The organism is Streptomyces sp. NPDC060035 (genome assembly GCF_042736635.1).
Taxonomy (GTDB): domain Bacteria; phylum Actinomycetota; class Actinomycetes; order Streptomycetales; family Streptomycetaceae; genus Streptomyces.
The window spans coordinates 278,569-298,956 of the sequence record NZ_JBHWVO010000007.1 but is presented as its reverse complement, the minus strand read 5'-3'; the positions used below and the strand labels follow the sequence as shown (position 1 = coordinate 298,956).

Genomic DNA, 20,388 nt, shown 5'->3' with positions numbered 1-20,388 from the left:
GCCCGAGGCCGAGCCCGAGGCCGAGCCCGAGGCCGAGCCCGAGGCCGAGCCCGAGGCCGAGCCCGAGGCCGAGCCCGAGGCCGAGCCCGAGGCCGAGGTTGAGCCCGAGACCGAGCCGGAGTCCAACTCCGAGGCCGCCGAGGTTGCCGAGCACGAGGCCGACGCCGAGAGCAGCCCTGCTCGGGGCACCGAGGCGGCAAGCGAGTCCGTTCCGGAGTCCGACGCCGGTTCAGGAACCCGTGAGGAGCCCCGCTCCGAGACCTCCTCCGCGGCCGAGCCGAATGACGCACGGCTGCGCGCCGCCGTCGCGGCGTGGGTCGCGAGCGGGGGCGACGAGGACTCCGCACCCGAGCCGGATGCCGAGCCCGCGCCGGGCGACGCGTCCCGGGCTGTGACCGGGACGGACAGCGACGAGGCGGCGGACGACAGCGCCTCTTCCGACGCGCCCCGCGTGCCCAGGACCCGCGAGGAGGCCACCCCTGAGGCGGCCACGTCCGAGAAGGCCGAGAAGGCCGAAGAGGCCGAGTCCGAGGAAGCGGCCGCCCCGGCGGAGCCCGCTGAGGGCAAGCGAGGAATCGATCAGCCGACCACCGCCTTCAAGGCGCTGCGGCCGAAGAAGCTCGACCAGCCGACCACCGCACTGAAGCTCCCCCGGGACACGAGGCAGGACGCCCCCGAGGCCCCCGCCGAGCGGACCAGCACGTTCGTACCGCTGCGGTCGGACGAGGCGCGCCCGGCCTCGGCGCCCGCCCCCCGCAGGCCCGATGCGTCCGCGTCAGCGCCCCGGATCGGCCCCACCGTCACCCCGGACCTCACCCCGGGCCGCACGGCGGATCCGGGCTTTCCGGCCGGCCCCGCCTCCGGGCTCACCGAGGCCGAGAGCACCAGGCAGCAGCCCATGCCGCCCAGGCCGCCGCTCGACCTGCTCGCCGAGCTGACGAACACCCCGCCGCCCCCGCAGACCCCGGTCCGCACGGCGGTCCGGCGCGTCAAGATCTGGACGCCGCTGCTGGTGCTCGTGGTGATCGTCTTTGCGATCGCGCAGGCCGTGCGCCCCCTTCCCGAGCCCACGCTGACGCTCTCCGCCGCCCCCACGTACACCTTCGGCGGCGAAAAGCTGGAGATGCCGTGGCCGGAAGAGGGCCAGGGCGTCGTCGAGGTCGAGGGCGTCGGCACCATCGGCTCGTACGGCACGGAGAAGACCGCGCCGATCGCGAGCGTCGCGAAGATCATGACGGCGTACGTGATCCTCAAGGACCACCCGATCACCGGCAAGCAGGACGGTGAGCAGATCGTGGTCGACAAGAAGGCGGGCGAGGAGGCCAACCGCCCCGACGAGTCGACGGCGCCCATCCAGGAGGGGCAGAAGTACACGGAGCGTCAGATGCTCCAGCTCCTGATGATCCCCTCCGGGAACAACGTGGCGCGGCTGCTCGCCCGCTGGGACGCCACGACGGTGGAGGCCTTCGTCGACAAGATGAACGTGGCGGCCAAGGACCTCGGAATGACGAAGTCGACGTACACCGACCCGAGCGGGCTCGAGTCCTCCACCGAGTCCACGCCCACCGACCAGCTCAAGCTGGCCAAGGCGGTCCTGCAGTACGACGTCTTCCGCGAGATCGTGAACATGCCCCAGGCCGACATCCCGGGCATCGGCAAGACCATCTACAACAACAACAACATCCTGCTGGAACCCGGTGTCAGCGGCATCAAGACCGGTTCCTCGACCCCGGCCGGCGGCAACCTCATCTGGACCGCGGACACCGTCATCGACGGGAAGAGCCGGCGGATCATCGGCGCGGTGATGGGTGCCGACGCGGACGGCACGCTGGACGACAAGCTGCAGCGCGCCATACAGAGCAGCCTCGGTCTGATCCAGGCCGCCCAGAAGGGCGTCGACTCCGCCACCGTCGTCAAGAAGGGCCAGGTCGTCGGTTACGTCGACAACGGGCTCGGCGGCAGGACCCCGGTGGTCTCCACCAAGGACCTGAAGGCGGTCGGCTGGGGCGGGCTCGAGGTCGAGCTCGACCTCGGCGACGGCGGGAAGGCGCTCCAGCACACGGCGAAGGCGGGCACGGTCGTGGGCGAGGTGACGGTCGGCACCGGCACCGGAAAGGTGTCCGCACCCGTCGCTCTCCAGAGCGAGATGACGGAACCGGCCTTCGGCGACAGGCTGACCCGGATCACCTGACGGGCAGACACGGAGCCGACGGACGTGCGGGCCCGACGGTGGGGCGGCGCGGAGAAAAAAGTGCGTGCTAGCGTCCCGGAAGCAACGGTCGGGCGCCGGGACGCGTCCCTCCGGGTACGAATGAGGCCCGTGCGGTACATCGACGGTTCGGCAGGCCCGGGCGAGGACGGGGAGAGTCGCAGTGACGACCGTTGAGCCGACACGGGCGAACGGCAGTACGACCGCCGGAAGCGTGCAGGTCCGGATTCCGGCCCCGCGCGACGGCCGGTGGGACGGGGCCGACAGATCCGTTCGGGACCGCATCCTGCGTCACCCGGTCCTGCTGACGACCGCGGTCGCGGCCGCCGCACACCTGCTGTGGTTCTTCTTCTTCGCGAACAGCGGCGGCGACATCGCCGCCCAGGACGCCTGGGCGGAGTTCGTCGGCCGCCACCCCGGTACCGCGTACAACCTCGCCTGGTACGGGGGCGTCCACCCCGTCTCGTACAGCGTGGTGTCGCCCTATCTGATGTCGGTGCTCGGCGTCCGTACGACGATGATGATCGCCGGTACGGTCTCCTCGGCGCTCACCGCGCTGATCCTGGTCCGGGTGCCGGCCGTCCGTAACCCCCTCGCGTGCGCGCTCGCCGGAGCGTTCGCGTACCTGTGCAACGCCCTGTCCGGGCGGGTGACCTTCGGGCTCGGCATGATGTTCGCGCTGGGTGCGGTCGCCGCGGTCTTCTGCTGGCCCCACCGCTGGCGGTACAAGCGGTGGGCGAAGGCCGGTGTCGCCGCGCCGCTCGCCGGGCTCGCGACGGCGGGCAGTCCGGTCGCCGGGCTCTTCCTCGGCGTGGTCGCCGCGGCGCTCTTCCTGAACAAACGGCGCCCCGGGGCGTACGCACTGGGCCTGGCCCCCGCCGCTGTCGTGGCCCTGTCCGCGTGGCTGTTCCCGTTCTCGGGTACGCAGCCGATGGCGATCGGGACCCTGTCGCTGCCGTTCCTGTACGCCGTCTTCGTCTTCTTCCTCGTGCCGCGGGACTGGCGCACGGTGCGAACGGCCGCCGCGGTGTACGGCGTCGGCACGCTGCTGACGTACGTGATCGACTCGCAGATCGGCTCGAACGTGTCGCGCATGGCGATGCTGTTCGCCGGGGTCGTGCTGCTCGCCGCCCTGCCGTACACGGCGCCGCGCACCCGCCGCTGGTACGCGCTGGTCATCGCCTTCGCGGGTCTGAACTTCTGGATCGGTTTCAAGGGCGTCGACGACATCGTCCGTACCGCCCCCACCGCGTCCTGGAACCGCGAGCTGGCCCCTCTGGTCAACCAGCTCCAGAAGGCCGGGGCGGAGCGGGGCCGGGTCGAAGTGGTGCCCGCCAGCAGCCACCGGGAGGCGTCGGCGCTCGCGCCGTACGTGAATCTGGCCCGCGGCTGGATCCGGCAGGCCGACATGGAGCGCAACCCGCTCTTCTACGACGACACCCTCAACGCCGTGAACTACCGGGAGTGGCTCGACCGCTGGGCCGTGCACTACGTCGTGCTGCCGACGGGGAAGCCGGACTCCAGCGGGGCGCTGCAGGAGACGGAGCTCGTCCGGAAGGGCCAGCCGTATCTGAAAGCGGTCTGGAGCGACGCCAACTGGAAGCTGTTCCGGGTCCTGGACCCGGTGCCGCTCGCCGATCCGCCCGCGACGGTCGAACGGGCCGGCCCGGACGAGCTGACGATCCGGGTGCAGTCGGCGGGCCGGGTGCTGATCCGGATTCCGTACTCGCGCTGGCTCGCCGTCGTGGACGACGAGGGCAAGGGCGTGGAGCGTCCGCAGGAGACGGAGGCTTCCAAGCAGCGTTCGGAGAAGGACGAGGAAGCCCCGAAGGACTTCATCAACGCGCACGGCTGCCTGATCAAGGGGGACGAGGACCCGGACGGCGACGAGTGGACGGAGCTGCTCGCGCCGCGGCCCGGGGTCTACCGGCTCGCCGCGCCGTACCAGCTGAAGCCGGGAACACCGTGTCCGGAGGAACTGCGCTGACGGGTGCGCGGCCGGTGGCCGGTTGGGCAAATAGTGCGGGAACTCTCCCTCTGCGGGCGCGGCACTGGCAAGGTGTGCTGCCATGAGGTGCCAACATTGCGGCGGCGAACACATAGGTCCGCTGCCGGGCATGGTCTGTCCCCGGTGCGGTTCCGTCGTGCGTTCGGCGGGCGGGAGCAGTTCCTGGGTTGCCCAAGAGACGCTGATGGGCCGGGTATCCACCCTGCCCAGGAGGCGAAAAGCCCTGCTTGCGGCCGGAGTTGTGGTCGCGGCGGGGAGTCTGGCCACGGCTGTGTCGCTGCTCGCGGCGGGAGGCGGAGGCGGGCGCCCGGAGGCTGCGGGCCGGGCCGGCGCCGTACCTGCCCCCATCGGCGGCGGAGCTCCGACCCGGATCGGCCCCGGAGGTGAAGAGAGCCCGGACGATCCCGTGACGGAATCCCCGAGTTCCCCGAGTTCCCCGAGTTCCCCGAGCATCCCTGCGGAGACGGGCCGATACCGTTACACCGCGTGGGCGGGCCCCGGCTGCACGACGGGTGACTACGCCGAGCACGGCCGCTTCGAGAACGGTGACGCGGGCTGGTACACCGTCGAGTCGGGCGGTTTCAGGAACAGTTCGTGCGACGGCCGGTTCAGCGCGGTTCCGATGTCCGGCAGCCCGTCCGAGGACCGGGGCAGCAACGCGGTCTGGTCCTGGTATCTGGGCGACGGCTTCAGTGAGTGCACACTGACGGTCTTCGTGCCGAGGAGCGTCCGCGACATCGATGTGGCGGGCAATCCCACCGTGTACCGGGTGCTCTCCGACCCCGGCGACGCGGACTCCGCCTACACCGGCTTCGCCGTGCGCCAGCCGGAGCACCGGGGTGAGCCGGTCGATGTGAAGAGCTACCCGGTGAAGGGCGACACCTTCGCCGTCCAGCTGATCGACCGGGGCCGGGACTGGGGCGACACGGACCTGGTGGGCGCGCACCATGCGGCGGCCCAGCTGAAGGCCTCGTGCCGCTGAGTCCGCAAGGCCCGTGAGGATCACCGAACGAACGCACGGTCCTGTTCCATGAGGTGGGCGACCGGACCGGCGGCCCGCAGTACGACGTCCAGAGCCCGGTCCGGATCGGAGGCGTAACAGCCGCTGGCCCACGCGGCGTTGGCCTCGATGACGGCCCACTGTCCGGCGTCGGTGAGGCCGGCGTCGACGACGATCGCGGACGGCAGGGTGTGTCCGGCGGCGGCGAGCAGATCGGCACCGAACGCGAGCGCGCCGGCCGGCAGCGGAGCCTGGTGGAGCCGGCCGCCCTCGGCGTACTGGCTGCCGCAGACCACGTGCCCGTCGAGCAGATACAGGCGGTACTCGGCGGCGAACACGACGACATCGCTCACCAGCACCAGGGTGTCCGGAGCCACCGCATCCGGCCCGGGCAGCCGGGAGCCGTCCGCGTACACAAGGGCCGGAATGCCCTTGTCATTGGGCGACTTGATGAAGGCCGGGCGGCGCAGGCCGTACGCCTCGCGGATGGGCACGGCCCGGATCTCGCGCCGGGTGAACGCGGTGGGCAGCCGGGCGAGCCAGTCGGCGGGGGCCTCCAGCGGTGCGATGCCCAGCGCGGGCGCAACGGCGTCGGCGAAGGACGGTCCGGCATGCAGATGGGGACCCCCGTCGCGCAGCCCCTCGGGCACGTCGAAGCCGGGCAGCTGCACGGTCCGCAGGCCGCGCCGCCGGGCGGTGTCGCACAGGGTCCGCGCGGAGGCCGTGAGGCGTGGAGGGAGTACGAGCGTCATGGGCACCGATCATTCAGCAGCGCACACGTGTGCCCCACCGATTTTCGCTTGACCCCGCCACCGCAGCCCGCTTGCATCGCCTGATGCACGTCAACGAGGTGAAGACCGATGCGGCGCTCGTACGGCGGCTGCTCGCCGCGCAGTTTCCCGGCTGGGCGCACCTTCCTGTCGAGCCGGTCCACTCCGACGGGACGGTCAACGCCATCTACCGGCTGGGTACGGACATGGCCGTGCGGCTGCCCCGCATCGAGGGAGGGTCGAAGGACGTGGCCACGGAGCACCGCTGGCTGCCGCGCCTCGCCCCGCACCTCCCCGTTGCCGTACCCGAACCGCTGGCCGAAGGCGCACCCGCCGACGACTATCCCTGGTCCTGGTCGGTCTGCCGCTGGCTCGACGGCGAGAACCCCGAGGCCGGCAACGGCTCCGTCCGGCTCGCGGCCGAACTGGCGGAGTTCGTCGGTGCGTTGCGGCGCGTCGACACCGAGGGCGGTCCGCCGGCGTTCCGCAGCGAGCCGCTCGAATCGCGCGACGCGGCCACGCGAGGCGCCCTGGACACACTGCACGGAGTCATCGACACCCCCGCGGCGGCAGCCGCCTGGGACGAGGCCCTGCGGGCTCCCGGCCGACAGGGTGCTGCCGCCTGGGTCCACGGGGACCTCCAGCCCGGCAACGTCCTGCTCTCCGGCGGCCGGCTGAGTGCGGTCATCGACTTCGGGTGCATGGGGCTGGCCGATCCCGCGGTCGACCTGATCGCGGGGTGGTACCTGCTGACGGACCCGGCGAGGCGGGCCTTCCGGACGGCGCTGGAGTCGGATGACGCGACCTGGGCACGGGGCCGGGGCTGGGCGCTGTCGATCGCGCTCATGGAACTCTCGTACTACCGGAGCACGAATCCGGTGATGGCGGCGACCGCACGGCATGTGATCGGCGAGATCCTCGACGACCACCGGCCGGACCGAGACCGGCCGGACCGCCTCTGCCTGCTCGCCGGCCCCGGTGCGCGAGGCATCCGCGAACGGCTGGCATGCCCCGCGGCGGCGCTCCCGGACGGGACGCACGCGCAGGCCCGGCCCGATGACGAGGGCGGCCATGCCTGACAGGACCCCGATCTTCGCGATCAGTACTCCGGCGCCGTACGGGACACGGGCCGGCAGGTGGTGCTCGAGGCGTGCAGCGCGTGGCGTACCGGGTGGATCTGCCGGCCGTATCGGCGTATACGTTCCGGGAGGGCGCGTATCCGACAGTGCATCAACTGTGGCCGTGCACGCGACCGGGACCGAGCCTCCTGAAACCGCGGATGTCCCAGGTCATGGGGCGCCCGTGGCGGGCCGGGGGAACGCATGTGCCAAGGTATGCCGACAGCTCACGCCGGCCGGGCCTCGCGAGGGAGTCCGGCCCGCGGCTGCTTCCCGGGTTCCGGGACCCTGCGGCGGTGGCCCGGAGGGCCGGACTGCCGCATGCCGGGCGGAAGTGTTCCGTCCGGTTCGGATCCCACCGTGCAGGAGTACGCCCGTGAACGGAAAGCGCCGTCGATTGCTGTTGGCCGCCATCGACCCCATGCTCGAGCCCGAGGAGCAGGTCGAGGTGACGACGATCGTCAACCTGAGCTCGGTCTCCGTGCGCCGGACGGCAGCGTTCGCGGCAGCCTCGGCGATCATGAGCGGTGGCGGAATCGCTGTGATCCCGGCACCGGCCCCCATGTACCTGGCGATGACCGACCGTCGCATCTTCGTTTTCCGGGCGAACCCGACCTTCGCCCGGCCCGAGGAACACCTGATGACGATTCCGCGCGCCGGTCTCGTTCGCTCGGAGATCAAGGAGCGCGTGCTCAACTCGTCCTTCGTCGTTTCCTCGCCGGACAACGAGCAGGGCTTGAAGATCATCTTCCCGCTGGTGGGCCGCAAGGACCGGAACGCGATAGCGGCCGTCCTGCCGTTGGCAGGCTGACCGCCCGGTATCGGACGGGCCCCTGGGCCGGTGTTCCTTGCTGACCGTCGGGACGATTGCTTCCCGTGGGTAGCTGCACCGGCGGAGCGAGCCGTGGTGCTCGCTCCGGCGACGCCTCAGGGATGCTCCGAGTCGTAGTCCGCCTGGCTCAGCTCGATGCCGGGGTTGTTGTCGACGGCCCACTCGGCCAGCTTCACCGCGGGTTCGATCAGGGTGCGTCCCCTCGCGGTGAGCTCGTACTCGACGCGCGGCGGGACCTCGGGGAACGCTGTGCGCGTGACGAGGCCATCGCGCTCGAGGTGTCGAACCGTGCGGGTGAGCATGCGTTGCGAGATCCCGGGAATGCGCTGCTGGAGTTCGGTGAAGCGCATGCGTTCGCCGTCGAGGGTGGCCACCACCAGCAGAGTCCACGTGTCGCCGATGCGGTCCAGGATGCCCCGGATCGCACGGCCGCCGTCGCCGCGGATGAGGCAGGAGTTGCGGTACTTCGACATCGGCGTCCCCTGTTCGCCACGCACACCGGTGTGCCTTTTGTAAGGCCTTCAACAATCACCGATCATGTGGTTGCTTACAAGCCGTAACTATCACGGAGGACGACGATGGAGATCGCCTACTGGATCGTCGCCGGGCTCCTGGGGGTCTTCTACCTGTACGCAGGCGGCAAGAAGGCTGTGCAGCGCAAGGAGCAGCTGGCGCCCATGATGGGCTGGGTGGACACGGTTCCGATGTGGCTGGTGCGGGTCATCGGCGTCGTCGAGATCCTGGGTGCGGCCGGCCTCGTCCTGCCGCCGCTCACAGGGATCGCGCCCGTCCTCGCGATGGTGGCCGCGCTCGGGCTCCTCGTGCTCCAGGTGCTGGCAACGAGCCTGCACCTGTCCCGGGGCGAGGTCAAGGAGACCGGTCTCAACATCGCCCTCGTCGTGCTCGCCGGAGCGGCTGCCTGGCTCGCCACGGCCTGGTGAGGCGCCGGCGGAGGTCCTGACGCCTGCCCCGCACGGACTCGTGTCCGCCCTCTCCGGCGCAGGCCCCAGCCGCCGGGCGCACGGTCAGCGCCGGTGTGCCCGGGCCTCGTGCACGTCGAGCACGGCCTGGAACTGTTGGCGCGCCTCCAGGACGCGGCCCGTCGCCAGGTAGGCGTGGCCCAGACGGCTGCGGATGTCCATCTCCAGCCAGTGGTAACTGGGGTCGGTGAGCGGGGACAGCAACTGGTGCTGAAGGAGAGCCTGGTGGTGGAGGGCTATGGCCGCGCCCGGGTTTCCCCCGCCCCGCTCTGCCGTGCCCAGCCGGGTCAGACTGCGCGCGCAGAGGAAGATGTCCCCGACCTGCTCACCCAGCTCGACCGCCTGACGGAACCGGCTCCTGGCCTCATCGTAGTGACCGAGGCGGAGGTGGACGTCGGCGGCGCAGGTCAAGGTCCTGCCGAGTACCCGCGGTCTGCTGTCCCTCTCGGCGAGCGTGTGGGCGTCGGCGAAGCAGGCCAGCGCCTCCTCGTTCCGTAGCCGGAACTGGTGGGCGAGGCCGAGGGTGACGAGTGCTATCGAGGCGACAAAGTCGTTGCGCAGCCGCCGGGCCAGGTTCAACGCCGCGGTGAGGTGGGCAATTGCTCGGTCGTCCTCGCCCACACTCAGGTCGACAGCCCCCAGCAGGGTGAGAGCGCGGGCCTCTTCGAACGGGTCGGTGCGGCGCCGGCTGAGGTCCAGTGCCTCGGTGACGTAGGTGCGGGACTGCCTGTACCGGCGTTGGTATACGGCGGTGTAGGCCAGGCAGTTCCGTAGCGCGGTGGCCATCCGCTGGTCGGTGGCCTCGTCCACATGCGCGAGTGCGATCTCCAGAGCCGTCTGGGACTCGTGGTAGCGGCCCTGCCGTACGAAGTAGTCGCACAGCGCCTCGGCGAGCCAGCAGGCGTAGTCGGCTTCGCCGACGGCCGCGGCGTACCCGACGACGTCGGCGAGCTCTCCGCCGGCCGCGTCCAGCCAGCTCTCCGCGTCCTGCCAGTGCGGGAACGGTGCTGCGGTGGGCTGGGGTCCGGCGGGGAAAGCGGCGAGGCCCCAGTCGCTGGTCGTCCGAGCCGCGTCCAGGTAGAGGCGAAGCGCGGCTGTGCGCGAGGCGGCGGCTTCGGCGGGCGCGCCTTCCGCGAGGCGTCGTGCGTGCACGCGCACCAGGTCGTGCAGTCGGTAACGGCCTGGACGCGGCTCCTGCACAAGGCTCGTGTCGACCAGACTCTCCAGGACCCGCTCGGTGTCGCGGGACGGCCAGTCGAGCATGGTCGCCGCCGTCAGCACGTCGAACTCGACCGTCGGCGCCAGGCCCAGGGCGCGGAATCCGCGCTGCTGCTCGGGTGCGAGCTGGTCGTAGGACAGCCGGAAGGCCGCCTCCACGCTGCGGTTCCCGATGCTCAGTTCGCCGAGCCGGTGCTCGTCGCCCGCCATGCGGCTCACCAGGTACTCCACCGTCCAGGTGTCGCGGTTCTGCAGCCGCGACCCGGCGATGCGCAGTGCCAGCGGCAGCCCGTCGCACAGCCCGACCAGCTGATGCGTCGCCTCCGGCTCCCTGCCCGTGCGCTCCTCTCCGATGATGTGCCTGAGCAGGGACACCGCATCCCCGCTCTCCAGGGGCTCCAGGGTGACCCGTCGGTCGGCGTCCAGTTCGGCCAGCCGTCGCCGGCCGGCAACCAGCACCCTGCTCCCCGCTCCCGCGGGGAGCAGCGGTCGTATCTGTTCGGCGTCCAGGGCGTCGTCGAGCACGAGCAGCAGTCGCAGCGGGCTGGTCGTCGCGCGCCAGACGGTGGTGAGTTCCTCGAGGTCGCTCGGCAACTCACCTTTGGCCGCACCGAGCGATCGCAGAAGCCGCTGCAGTGCTCGCTCCGGCGCCTGCCGCTGCTGCGTGCTGTGCGCACGCAGGTCCACGAACAGACAGCCGTCCGGGTACTGGGCGCTGAGCTCACGGGCCGCGCGTACGACGAGCGCGGTCTTGCCGACCCCGGCCGAACCGTCCACCGTCATGATCGATACGGATCCGGGCGGATACGGCGCGATCAGCTGTGCCAGCTCCGCCTCCCGCCCGATCAGGTGGCCGGCGTCGCCCGGCAGGTCGTTCACTGTGCGGTGGAACCGAGGCTGGGGCGCAGGAGCGACGGAGTGAGCCGTGGCCCCGACAAGGAGGCGTGCGTCGTCCTGGTGCAGCACCGCGTCGTACGTCCGGCGGAGCTCTTCGCCGGGATCGACGCCGAGCTCGTCGCGCAGGCGCCTGCGCATGTCCTGGTAGGAGTTCAGGGCTTCCGCCTGGCGCCCGCTGCCGTACAGAGCGCGCATACGCAGCGCCAGCGCCGACTCGTTGAGAGGATCGGACGTGGACAGCGCGGCGAGCTCGTCCAGCGCGTCGGCGGACCGGCCGAGCAGCACCAGGCACTCGAGTCTCTCCAGCCGGAGCGAGAGCCGACGCTCCAGCAGCCGCTGCCGCTCCGCCTGCGCGCGCCGTCCCGGCAGGCCGGTCAGGGGTTCGCCACGAAACAGGGTCAGCGCCTCGGAGTACCGGTCCATCGCGGTGGTCACGTCGCCGGACACCTTCGCCTGCCGTGCCTCGCCGACGCGTTCGTCCAGCTCGGTCACATCGAGCCCGACTCCGTGGCCGCCGAAGCTGTACCAGCCCTTGCCGCTGCGGATCACCGACTCCGTCGGTCCGGCGCTCGCCACGTCGAGTGCCTTGCGCAGTGGGTGGATGTGGCTCGGCAGGACCTTGTGGCCCGACCCCGGCGGCTGTCCCTCCCACAGGTCGTCGAGCAACTGCTCATGGCTCACCCGCGTGTCCACACGCAGCACCAGCGCGGCGAGTACGGCCTGTCGCCGAACCGGCCCCAGCTCCAGCGGTGTTCCGCCGCGCCAGGCCCGGAGCGGCCCGAGCAGGCCGATCCGGAGCCGCTGAGGAGTTCCCCCGTCCACCGCGAAGCCTCCGCTCCCGTTCATCATCAGAATTTCATCAGCATTGCAGCACCACCGGCCATGGTGGCGGATACGACATCGCACAACCCGCACAACTGAAGGGGAGTCCCGTGACAGAAGTGGAGCTGGTGGCCACCGCGTTCGCGACAGGGGCGGCGGCCGGACTCACGGGCTCCGCGCGCGGAGCCGTCCACGACCTCTACGCCGGGCTGAAGGAGGCGGTACGCCTGAGGCTCGTCGGGGGTGGCGGCAACAGCGTGGGCGGCTACGGCGTACGGGTGCTGGACGCGTACGAGACGGACCCCGACGTGTGGCGGACCCGGTTGATCCAGGTGCTGACAGGTTCCGGGGTGCAGGCGGACGAGGCGATCCTCGCGGCGGCCCGCGCCGTGCTCCGCGCGGAGCGCCCGACAGGGCACATCGGCGTGGACACCTGCGGCGCCCAGGGGTTGCCGGCCGGGGACGGCACCACACGGCGCAGCGAAAGGCCGGGGCCCGGCGCCCCGTCCGCTCACGCACCGGTCACGCGAACGGCCCCGGACGAGGAGTCCGAGGCCGCATAGAGCGCCTCCCTGAGGGAGAGATCAGAAATCCCAGGTCAGCGGCTTACTGCGACGTGCCCCGGGCGGGATTCGAGTCGGCGCTATTTGAGGTAGACGAGGCCGTCGGTGGTGATGGCGGGACGACCGGATGTGCCGACCACGACGATCTTGATGGTGTGTTTGGCACTGGCGGTCCAGCTCTTGGCCCAGATCGCGTCGCGGTACTTGGTGGTGGCGGACTTGAGGTCGACGGTGGCGGCCTTGACACCGTCGACGTAGACGTACGCCTGGCCGGAGGTGGAGGCACGGGAGACCACCCAGGCCGCCGACCTGCCGGTGAAGGTCCAGGTCAGGCTCGCGTTCTTGGTGGAGCTGGAGTAGGACCTGCCGCCCAGGTAGCTGGTGGAGGACTTGGCGGTCCAGGTGCCGGACCTGGCGGCGGAGGTTTCCTGCAGGATCACCGGGGTGCCCGTGGCGGTGGCGGTCGCGGTGTTGCCGGCCCGGTCGTAGGCCGTCATGGTCCAGGCGGTCGCCACTGCGGACTTCGCGGTGTGGGCGGCGCTGTAGGTGGTCGGGCCGTACGTCCTGGCCACGGGGGCGGTCAGCCGTACCTCCTTCAGCGCGGCGCTGTCGGCTGCCTTCCAGCTCAGGGTGAGCGGGACGGCGGTGGTGCTGACGGTGCCGGTGCGCAGGGAGAGGGAGGGCTTGGCCGTGAAGGTGGGGACGGTGGTCTCCGCGACCACGGTCGCGGCCGCTGTCGTGGCGGTCTTGCCGGACTGGTGGACCGCGCGGACGGCGACCTTGTGGGTGCCCACGGTGAGGGTCGCCTTGGCGGAGGTCGCGGTGCCGGCAGCGGTGGTGGCCACCTTGCCGTCGACGAGCAGCTCGTACTTCGAGATCAGTGAAGCCGGTGTGGTGGCCGACCAGTTCACGGTGACGGAGGCCTTGGTGTAGTACGTCGTCCCGGACAGGCCGGCGCCGGTGACGGACTTGATCGCCAGACCCGTGACTGGGCCGGCCGCATAGGAGCGGATCGTGGCGAGTTGGGTGTAGAAGGCGTTGCCGGGGCACTGGGTGTTGTAACCGTCCCGGTGACCGTGGATGACCGGGAAGGTCAGCTGAGCGCCCTTGGCCCAGGTCTTGCCGAAGAAGTTGACGCCGCTGTCGCCCGCGGTGAGTGTGGTCGTACCGGCCGGGTTCACGCCGTACTGGCCGAGCTTCCACGCGGCGATACGGGCCACCGAGACCATCGCGGCCTGCGGCGGGGCCGCGTCGGTGTAGGTGCCGAGTACGGAGATGCCCGTCGTCTCGGCGTTGAATCCGTAGGCGTGCGCGCCCATCACGGGCCGGTCGATGCCGCCCTTGCGGCCCTCGTAGATCTTGCCGCACTTGTCGACGAGGAAGTTGTAGCCGACGTCTTTCCAGCCGAGCTGCTTCACGTGGTAGGCGTAGATGCCGCGCACGACCGCCGGACCCTGCTCACAGGTGTAGGTGTTGGACTCGGCGGTGTGGTGCACCACCACAGCCTTTATCGTGCCGCCGGGCAGGTAGCCCGGCTCCTCCGGACTGATCGACTCGTCCGCACCCCAGCCGGCGCGGGAAGTGACCGGCGGCTGCGGCGCGGTGGACGGCGGCGCGGGCGGCACCGTCACCGTCGGCGTGGGGCTCACCGTTTCGGACGGGGAGCCGGACGGCGACGGTGAGCTGCCGGGCGTCTCGGACGCGGCCGGCGGCTCGCTCACGGAAGGTTCGGCGGGCGGCTCACTGCTCGCGGGATCCGTGGGCGCGGTCGGGCTCTGCGTCGGCTCACCGGAGTCCGACGGCGAGTCGGTGGGCAGGGGATCATCGGTCTCCTCGACGGCGAACGCCGCAGGTTCCATGCCGGTGACCTTGCCGCTTCCGGGGTCGACCATGTCCAGACGCAGACCCTTGGGAAGCTTGGCCGATGTCGATCCGTCCCCCGCACGTACGCGGACCTCGACACCATCGGAGGAGCCGACCCAGGCGGGCTCGGTACCGCCACGCGCCGCACCGCTCTCGCCCTGACCGCTGTCACCGTCCAGCCGCAGCCAACGCGACCACTGGCCCGAACGCGCCCCGCGCGTACGGACCTCGACCGCACCGGTGACATGCGCCCCGGGATCGGTCCACGTCACGCCCAGCATGCTGAACGGCTCGGTGTCGCGCTTCGGGAGCGACGCGCCGCTCGAGTCGGCCTCCAGGTCCGCCGACCTCACCTGCGTCTCAGGAGGGCCGCTCCGGGGCGCCTCGGCCCCGGAGTCCATGCCGGTTATTCCCTGGAGCACCAGCACTCCGGACACGCCGACCGCCACAGCGGCAGCCGTACCCCATACATGACGCTGCTTCACGCAGCTCCCACCCCTCAGCTCACCCCATGAAGTGGGCCGATCTTCACAACCGGCTCAGCGGCGTGGCTCAGGCCCGCGAGGAATCTATCTGTCCCGGGCCCGCTGCCGCCATGGATGAGAGCAAGGCTGTGGTGCCATCCGTGGGGTTGCAACAGACTTTTCCCCAAGCCCGTCGATGCACACTTCATGATTGATATGGATAAACAGTGCAATCCATTGAGTTGGATGTGGGTGGGATCACATGGAGCGTGAGGTACTCCGATATGCGAGCTCGAGTCCTCTTGCCGTGGTGGTGGATCCTTTCTCGCCTCGCTACATTCACGACAGCATCACGGATGTGATGCCGATGAGCAGGTGGGAGCGAGCGGAATCGAGGATGGTTCCTGGACCCGCGCCGACGCGGCGAGATCCGTACCGCCCGCCCCGTGCTGTGGACCCGAATCCCGGCCTCCTCGGCTTCCCCGGGATCATCGGCCGAGCGCTCGGCGTGCCGTCGTGCGGCCACTGGAACAGGATCGTTACCCCTTGCCTCTCCTCCGGCGCGACCTGCTCCGGCTAGGTTCGCGACGCATCTCACGGGCGAACTCCAGGAGGACACGGCATGCGGCTCGGACGCGGCGTCATCACAGGCATGACCACCGCGGCCCTGTTTCTCGTCACGGCCACCGGCTGCGACGATCCGGACGCATCGCAGAGCCGCCCCATGCCCGCCGCGCCCCCCGTTGCCGTTCCGGCTCCCTCGTCGACACCGGGGCGAAGCGGCTCCGCCGAGCCTTCGGCGTCCCCTTCGCCGAGCGCCGAGCGTACGGCCGGCAGCAGCGCGCCCAGCTCACCTGGTCCGCCGCGCACGGTCGCCACCGTGGCTCCTTCCTCCGTACCGACGTTCCTCTCCATGGCCGTGGCCACGACCGGCGGCAGAATCGGACTCGTGCGTGGCGGAAACGCTCAAGAACTGACGCTCACCCTCCGCAACGGCAACAGCCGTGCGTACGACCACCTGCGCCTGGTCTTCCAGATGGAGATCCTCGTGGACGGAACCCCGGGCGCCGAACGCCCTCCGCAGGACGGATTCACGCTGGAGCGGTGGGACGGCGCGACAGGCACATGGCGCCGCGAGGAGCTGCGGATCGCCAACGACGCACTGCCCTACAGCTCGTACGCCGGCGGATTCCGCCTGGCCCGGGACGCCGAGCGAACCGAGCGCTACCGCCTGCGCGCGCTGGACGCCGGGCCGACCGGAAGCACCCCCCTGATGGTGAACCTGATCGACACCGGCGCACCCGAGGGAGCACCGCTCCACCGGGTACGCCCCGCGTCCTTCATCGTCCCCCACACCACGCGCCGGGACTGATCGCGACTGCCCGACGCGGACGGCGCCAAGGGGTGGGGCCGGGAGGGCTCCGAGGTGTCCGCTCGTGCACACCTCACGCTGTGGGGGCTCCGGATGATCGGGGTGTCGCCCTGACCTACGATCCTGTCCGCATCGACCGCCGGTCGTGCCTGTGTCCCGCGGAAGTGTTGGGGTGGCGCGTGTTGCGTTCCTACCGGGCAGTCCTGGCCCTCGTTCCCGTCGCCTTCGCCCTCGTCGCATGTGGCAGGCCGGCCTTCGCGCCGGTCCCTGACGGCAAGCCGGCCGAGCTGCCCCGATCCCGGACAGCGAGCACCTGGGGCGACGGCACGGGCGGCAGGCTGGAGCTGAAGCCGGATGGAACGTTCACTGCCGATGACGTCTGCGGTAATGACGACATCTCTGCCTACGGGCCGGAGAACGAACCCAGGTCGGGATCGGGTACCTGGTACGACGACGGCTGGGAGGGACAGAGCACCGTCACGGTGTCGTTCGAAGCCGACGGGGGGACCTCCGCGTACGAGGCCCTGAGAGACGGCAGGACACTGAAGCTCTGGACTTACGTGGGTGACCCCGACGAAGGCGCTGCGCTCTGTATTTTGACCCAGGGGAAAGGCTGAATCGGCCCCTGACCGGCGACTCGGTCGGGGCCACCTCTGTTCCGGTACCCCTGGAGTGACCGTCCTTCCCGGAGCGGGGCGGTGACAGGCGCCTTATGCAAACGTCACCAGTCGAGGTTTTTGTACCCCTCCGCCGGCACACCCACATCCGAGAGGATGTCCAACGCCTGCTGCCTCATGGGTTCAGCGGCTGCGGCGTCGGTCTTCCGCAGGGTGCGGGCGAGTGTCACGAGGGTGCGGGCTTCGCCGAGTCGGTGGCCGGTCTCACGGTGGATGGCCAGTGCCTCCCGGCCGAGAGAGACGGCTGTGGCATACGCCGACTCGGATTCCACTGTGCCGCACAGGACGGTCAGGGCCTGCCCCTCCACCACTCGGAAGCCGTACTCACGTGCCAGGCGCAGCGCCTGCTCGGCATGGCGGCGGGCCTCGTCGTGGTGGCCCACCTGTCGGTGTGTGAGGGAAAGCCCCAGGAGGCTGTCCGCCTCTGCCCGTCTGAATCTCGCCTTCCGGGCCAGGGCGAGGGCTTGTGTGTCAGCCTCAAGGGATCGGTCGAAGTGGGCCAGATTTCGGTGGGCAGCCGCGAGCGTGTTGAGGATGCCGGACTGAATCCAGGGCCGTCCCGGGTACTTGAACATGGCGAAGGCACGCTCTGCTTGTATCAACGCCTCGTCGTGGTGGCCGAGTTCGATATTGATCTTCGCGACGGCATCGAGCATCATCGCGCGGCCGTTGCGGTATCCGGCCCTCTCGTCAGCGGTCACCTTGGGATCGAGGACGTCGAGGCCGTCGGCGAGACGGCCGAGTTCCCAGTAGACCGCGCCCAGAATCTGCAGCGCCAGGCTGTCGTCCCACCAGCCGACCTCCGCATTGCGGCTGATGACCAGTTCGAGGTGATCCGCAGCGTCGCCCAGTCGGCCCAGATCCCGGGAGACCATACCGAGTCCGAGCAGCCCGAACGCTTCAAGGTAACGGTTGCTGGTTTCACTGGTGATCCGCAAGCCGGCGGTGAGGCGCTCGTGCGCACTGTCGAGGCGCGCCGTGCTCCATTCCACGCAGCCTCCGACGCCGAGAGCCGCAGCCTCCCCCGCCGGCCAACCGAGCTCCCGACTGATGTCCAGTACGCGTGTGTTGCAATCCGTCGCCTGCTCGGCATGTCCCCAGTCCCACTGGATCACTCCAAGGTGGTGGTGCATGGCTGCCTGGCCGAACAGGTCGCCTTCGGCGGTGGCCGCGTCCAGTGCCGTCTGTGCGGTGGCCTGCCAGGTCGCCCGCGGCAGATGGAGCCAGAAGTAGCCGAACAGTGCGCCGGTCAGGTGCCAGGCGACGGGGCGGGGGCCGTGGCGGCCGGCATGGTTGATGACCGCGAGCAGATTGGCCCGCTCCGCATCCAGCCACTGCGCGCCTCCGGCAGTGGCCGGCAGGCCCGGGTGATCGCCGGGGCCGAAGTCGCTGGGCAGCTCCGGGAAGAGCCAGGTCCCCGCGACGGCGCGAGTGGCGTTCAGGTACCAGATCAGGACGCGGTTCAACGCGGCGTCACGATCCTCCGCGCCTTCCTCCGCCTGCGCCCGCTCCTGTGCGTATGCGCGAAGGAGATCGTGGAATCGGTATCGGCCGACCGTCACCGGCTCGATCAGGTGCGCGGCGGCCAAGGCACTGAGCAGGCGTCGGGCCTGCAGCGGCGGTGTGTCCAGGAGGGCTGACGCGACCTCTGCGGTGAACTCCGGTCCGGGGAACAGGCCCAGCAGGCGGAACAGCCGGCGTGCGGCAGGCGTCAGAACTCGGTACGACACGGAAAAGGCCGCCCGCAAAGGGGAGTTGTCGTCTCCGTCCGGCTCCAGTGCCTCCAGCCGGTTTCCCTCGGACATCTCGGTGACCAGGTCGGCCAGGCGCAGGCCCGGATCGCCCGCCAGCCTGGCGGCGGCCACGCGCAGCGCCAGCGGAAGGCTGCCGCACAGCCGGATCAGTTCGTCGACTGCAGGCGGTTCGGCGGAGAGCCGGTCCGCACCGAGTGCCTTGCTCAGCAGCGCCCGGGCCTCGGCCGGCAGGAGGAGATCCAACGGCAGGGCGTGCGCCCCGTCGCGGGCGACGAGATCCCCGAGCCGGTTGCGACTGGTGACGACGACACAGCAGGACGGACTGCCCGGGAGCAGCGGACGTACCTGCTCGGCCGAAGCCGCGTTGTCCAGCAGGACGAGGAGGCGTCGGCCCGCCAGCAGGGTCCGGTACACGCGGCCTTGGGTCTCGTGGTTCGCGGGGATCTCCGATGCCGCGAGCCCCAGGCTCCGCAGCAGCAGCGCAAGGGCCTCCCCGGGCTCGAGGGGCTGCCGGTCGTGGTCGAAACCGTGCAGGTTCACGTAGAGCTGGCCGTCCGGGAAGCGGTCCCGCACCTGGTGTGCCCAGTGCACGGCCAGCGCGGTCTTGCCGATGCCGGCGGCGCCGTCGATGGCGGAGATGACCACTGTGTTCGACGGCCCTCGGTCCTGCGCGGGTGGAAGCAGCGTGTGGAGCCTGGCGAGTTCGCCGGTGCGGCCGACGAATCCTGCTGCACTATGAGGCAGTTCGGCAGGCGCGGGCGGAGTGATGTCGCGGGGCGGATGGGCGGGCTGTCTCGGTGGTCCCGGTCGCATCAGCACGGACGCTGCCGGATCATCGCGGAGAACGAGCTTGGAGAGTTTCTGCCCGGGAGGAGCTGCCGGACGGAGGAGGTAGGCGTCGTCCTGACGCAGCATCGCTTCGTACACCCGACGGAGCTCCTCGCCGGGATCGACACCGAGTTCGTCACGCAGCCGTACGCGCATGTCTTCATAGGTGTGCAGTGCTTGCGCCTGACGTTCGCAGCCGTACAGGGCACGCATACGCAAGGCCAGCAGCGACTCGTCGTAACGGTCGGTCGCGGACAGGCTGGCAAGGTCGTCGAGGGCGTCGCCGAACCGGCGCAGCAGAACCAGGCACTTGAGCCGCTCCAGCCGGAGCGTTCGTCGTCGCTCCCACAACCGCTGCCGCTCGTCCTGCGCGAACGGTCCCGGCAGGTTGGCCAAGGGCTCTCCTCGGAACAGTTCGAGTGCTACGGACAACTGGTCCGTTGCGGTGGCCAGGTCGCCGGACGCCATGGTGCGCATCGCTTGATCGCCCTGCTCGGCCAGGTCTGCCGTATCGAGCCTGACCTCCTCGGCTGCGAAGCGGTACCAGCCTTTGCCGCTGCGGATCATCGACTCCGCCGGCTGGGTGCCTTCCGTGTCGAGCGCCCTGCGCAGCGAGTTGACGTGAGTCGGCAGCACCTTGCGACCCCCTGCGGGTGGCTCCGGCCCCCACACCGCGTCGAGCAGTTGCTCGTGGCTCACCGCAGCCCCCTGATGGAGCAGCAACGCGGCCAGCACGGCCTGGCGCTTGACAGGCCCCAGATCCAGTGGTGTTCCGCCCCGCCAGGCTCGTAACGGCCCGAGCACTGCGACCCGAAGTCTCTGAGGAGGTCCGCTGTCCATCTAGAAGCCCTCGCTTCCGCACATCATCGGAATTTCATCGGAGGTGCAGCGTGTCCCGTCATGGTTGCCGAGACACGACTGAGAACCACTGAGAAGGAGGAGACCGGCATCGACCATCTCCAAGGGCGTCCGGTCGCGGTCCTCAGAGACAAGAGAAGTTCGCGGCTGCTACG

General features: G+C 70.4%; 14 protein-coding genes. 9 read left to right on the top strand and 5 right to left on the bottom strand.

The window, feature by feature from the left end; all coding sequences use genetic code 11:
• The 3 genes from ACFWBQ_RS14410 to ACFWBQ_RS14400 all read left to right on the top strand — a co-directional run.
• The coding region (locus tag ACFWBQ_RS14410) for a D-alanyl-D-alanine carboxypeptidase (protein WP_385487662.1) at positions 1 to 2,191 on the top strand (2,191 nt) is incomplete at its 5' end.
• A 181-nt stretch (positions 2,192 to 2,372) separates the two neighbouring features.
• The gene (locus tag ACFWBQ_RS14405; protein WP_385487660.1) at positions 2,373 to 4,196 is read left to right on the top strand and encodes an MFS transporter; all 1,824 of its coding nucleotides are present in this window, start codon (positions 2,373 to 2,375) and stop codon (positions 4,194 to 4,196) included.
• Between the two features lie 130 nt (positions 4,197 to 4,326).
• Positions 4,327 to 5,199, top strand: coding sequence for an adhesin (locus ACFWBQ_RS14400; protein ID WP_385487658.1), 873 nt, complete (start codon positions 4,327 to 4,329; stop codon positions 5,197 to 5,199).
• A gap of 20 nt (positions 5,200 to 5,219) precedes the next feature.
• On the opposite strand, the gene ACFWBQ_RS14395 is transcribed toward ACFWBQ_RS14400, so the two are convergent.
• The gene (locus ACFWBQ_RS14395; protein WP_385487656.1) at positions 5,220 to 5,969 is read right to left on the bottom strand and encodes an ATP-grasp domain-containing protein; all 750 of its coding nucleotides are present in this window, start codon (positions 5,967 to 5,969) and stop codon (positions 5,220 to 5,222) included.
• Between the two features lie 83 nt (positions 5,970 to 6,052).
• Between ACFWBQ_RS14395 and ACFWBQ_RS14390 the strand changes: the two genes are divergently transcribed.
• Both ACFWBQ_RS14390 and ACFWBQ_RS14385 read left to right on the top strand, forming a co-directional pair.
• A complete protein-coding gene (locus ACFWBQ_RS14390) occupies positions 6,053 to 7,066 on the top strand; it encodes an aminoglycoside phosphotransferase family protein (RefSeq protein ID WP_385487654.1) in 1,014 nt (337 codons plus the stop codon).
• Between the two features lie 415 nt (positions 7,067 to 7,481).
• The gene (locus ACFWBQ_RS14385) at positions 7,482 to 7,916 is read left to right on the top strand and encodes a hypothetical protein (RefSeq protein WP_385487652.1); all 435 of its coding nucleotides are present in this window, start codon (positions 7,482 to 7,484) and stop codon (positions 7,914 to 7,916) included.
• A 116-nt stretch (positions 7,917 to 8,032) separates the two neighbouring features.
• Here the strand turns inward: ACFWBQ_RS14385 and ACFWBQ_RS14380 are convergent, their stop codons facing one another.
• On the bottom strand, positions 8,033 to 8,410 hold the full coding sequence (locus ACFWBQ_RS14380) for a winged helix-turn-helix transcriptional regulator (RefSeq protein ID WP_385487650.1): 378 nt from the start codon (positions 8,408 to 8,410) through the stop codon (positions 8,033 to 8,035).
• A gap of 105 nt (positions 8,411 to 8,515) precedes the next feature.
• Here ACFWBQ_RS14380 and ACFWBQ_RS14375 point away from each other — a divergent pair, with 105 nt between their 5' ends.
• The gene (locus tag ACFWBQ_RS14375) at positions 8,516 to 8,878 is read left to right on the top strand and encodes a DoxX family protein (protein ID WP_385487648.1); all 363 of its coding nucleotides are present in this window, start codon (positions 8,516 to 8,518) and stop codon (positions 8,876 to 8,878) included.
• An 84-nt stretch (positions 8,879 to 8,962) separates the two neighbouring features.
• Here the strand turns inward: ACFWBQ_RS14375 and ACFWBQ_RS14370 are convergent, their stop codons facing one another.
• Positions 8,963 to 11,878, bottom strand: a complete 2,916-nt coding sequence (locus ACFWBQ_RS14370) for a BTAD domain-containing putative transcriptional regulator (protein WP_385487646.1) — start codon at positions 11,876 to 11,878, stop codon at positions 8,963 to 8,965.
• Between the two features lie 86 nt (positions 11,879 to 11,964).
• Between ACFWBQ_RS14370 and ACFWBQ_RS14365 the strand changes: the two genes are divergently transcribed.
• On the top strand, positions 11,965 to 12,417 hold the full coding sequence (locus tag ACFWBQ_RS14365; protein WP_385487644.1) for a hypothetical protein: 453 nt from the start codon (positions 11,965 to 11,967) through the stop codon (positions 12,415 to 12,417).
• 80 nt (positions 12,418 to 12,497) lie between these two features.
• Here the strand turns inward: ACFWBQ_RS14365 and ACFWBQ_RS14360 are convergent, their stop codons facing one another.
• A complete protein-coding gene (locus ACFWBQ_RS14360) occupies positions 12,498 to 14,561 on the bottom strand; it encodes an N-acetylmuramoyl-L-alanine amidase (protein ID WP_385487779.1) in 2,064 nt (687 codons plus the stop codon).
• Between the two features lie 805 nt (positions 14,562 to 15,366).
• Between ACFWBQ_RS14360 and ACFWBQ_RS14355 the strand changes: the two genes are divergently transcribed.
• The gene (locus tag ACFWBQ_RS14355) at positions 15,367 to 16,116 is read left to right on the top strand and encodes a hypothetical protein (RefSeq protein ID WP_385487642.1); all 750 of its coding nucleotides are present in this window, start codon (positions 15,367 to 15,369) and stop codon (positions 16,114 to 16,116) included.
• Positions 16,117 to 16,196: 80 nt separating this feature from the next.
• On the top strand, positions 16,197 to 16,733 hold the full coding sequence (locus ACFWBQ_RS14350; RefSeq protein WP_385487640.1) for a hypothetical protein: 537 nt from the start codon (positions 16,197 to 16,199) through the stop codon (positions 16,731 to 16,733).
• A gap of 104 nt (positions 16,734 to 16,837) precedes the next feature.
• Here the strand turns inward: ACFWBQ_RS14350 and ACFWBQ_RS14345 are convergent, their stop codons facing one another.
• Complete coding sequence (locus tag ACFWBQ_RS14345) at positions 16,838 to 20,215, bottom strand: BTAD domain-containing putative transcriptional regulator (RefSeq protein WP_385487638.1); 3,378 nt, start codon at positions 20,213 to 20,215, stop codon at positions 16,838 to 16,840.
• Positions 20,216 to 20,388 lie beyond the last annotated feature (173 nt).

Coding starts and splice junctions, on each gene's coding strand:
- ACFWBQ_RS14370 (WP_385487646.1), bottom strand. CDS start 11,878: ATGAACGGGAGCGGAGGCTTCGCGGTGGACGGGGGAACTCCTCAGCGG.
- ACFWBQ_RS14400 (WP_385487658.1), top strand. CDS start 4,327: ATGGTCTGTCCCCGGTGCGGTTCCGTCGTGCGTTCGGCGGGCGGGAGC.
- ACFWBQ_RS14390 (WP_385487654.1), top strand. CDS start 6,053: ATGCACGTCAACGAGGTGAAGACCGATGCGGCGCTCGTACGGCGGCTG.
- ACFWBQ_RS14380 (WP_385487650.1), bottom strand. CDS start 8,410: ATGTCGAAGTACCGCAACTCCTGCCTCATCCGCGGCGACGGCGGCCGT.
- ACFWBQ_RS14345 (WP_385487638.1), bottom strand. CDS start 20,215: ATGGACAGCGGACCTCCTCAGAGACTTCGGGTCGCAGTGCTCGGGCCG.
- ACFWBQ_RS14355 (WP_385487642.1), top strand. CDS start 15,367: ATGCGGCTCGGACGCGGCGTCATCACAGGCATGACCACCGCGGCCCTG.
- ACFWBQ_RS14395 (WP_385487656.1), bottom strand. CDS start 5,969: ATGACGCTCGTACTCCCTCCACGCCTCACGGCCTCCGCGCGGACCCTG.
- ACFWBQ_RS14360 (WP_385487779.1), bottom strand. CDS start 14,561: ATGCTGGGCGTGACGTGGACCGATCCCGGGGCGCATGTCACCGGTGCG.
- ACFWBQ_RS14375 (WP_385487648.1), top strand. CDS start 8,516: ATGGAGATCGCCTACTGGATCGTCGCCGGGCTCCTGGGGGTCTTCTAC.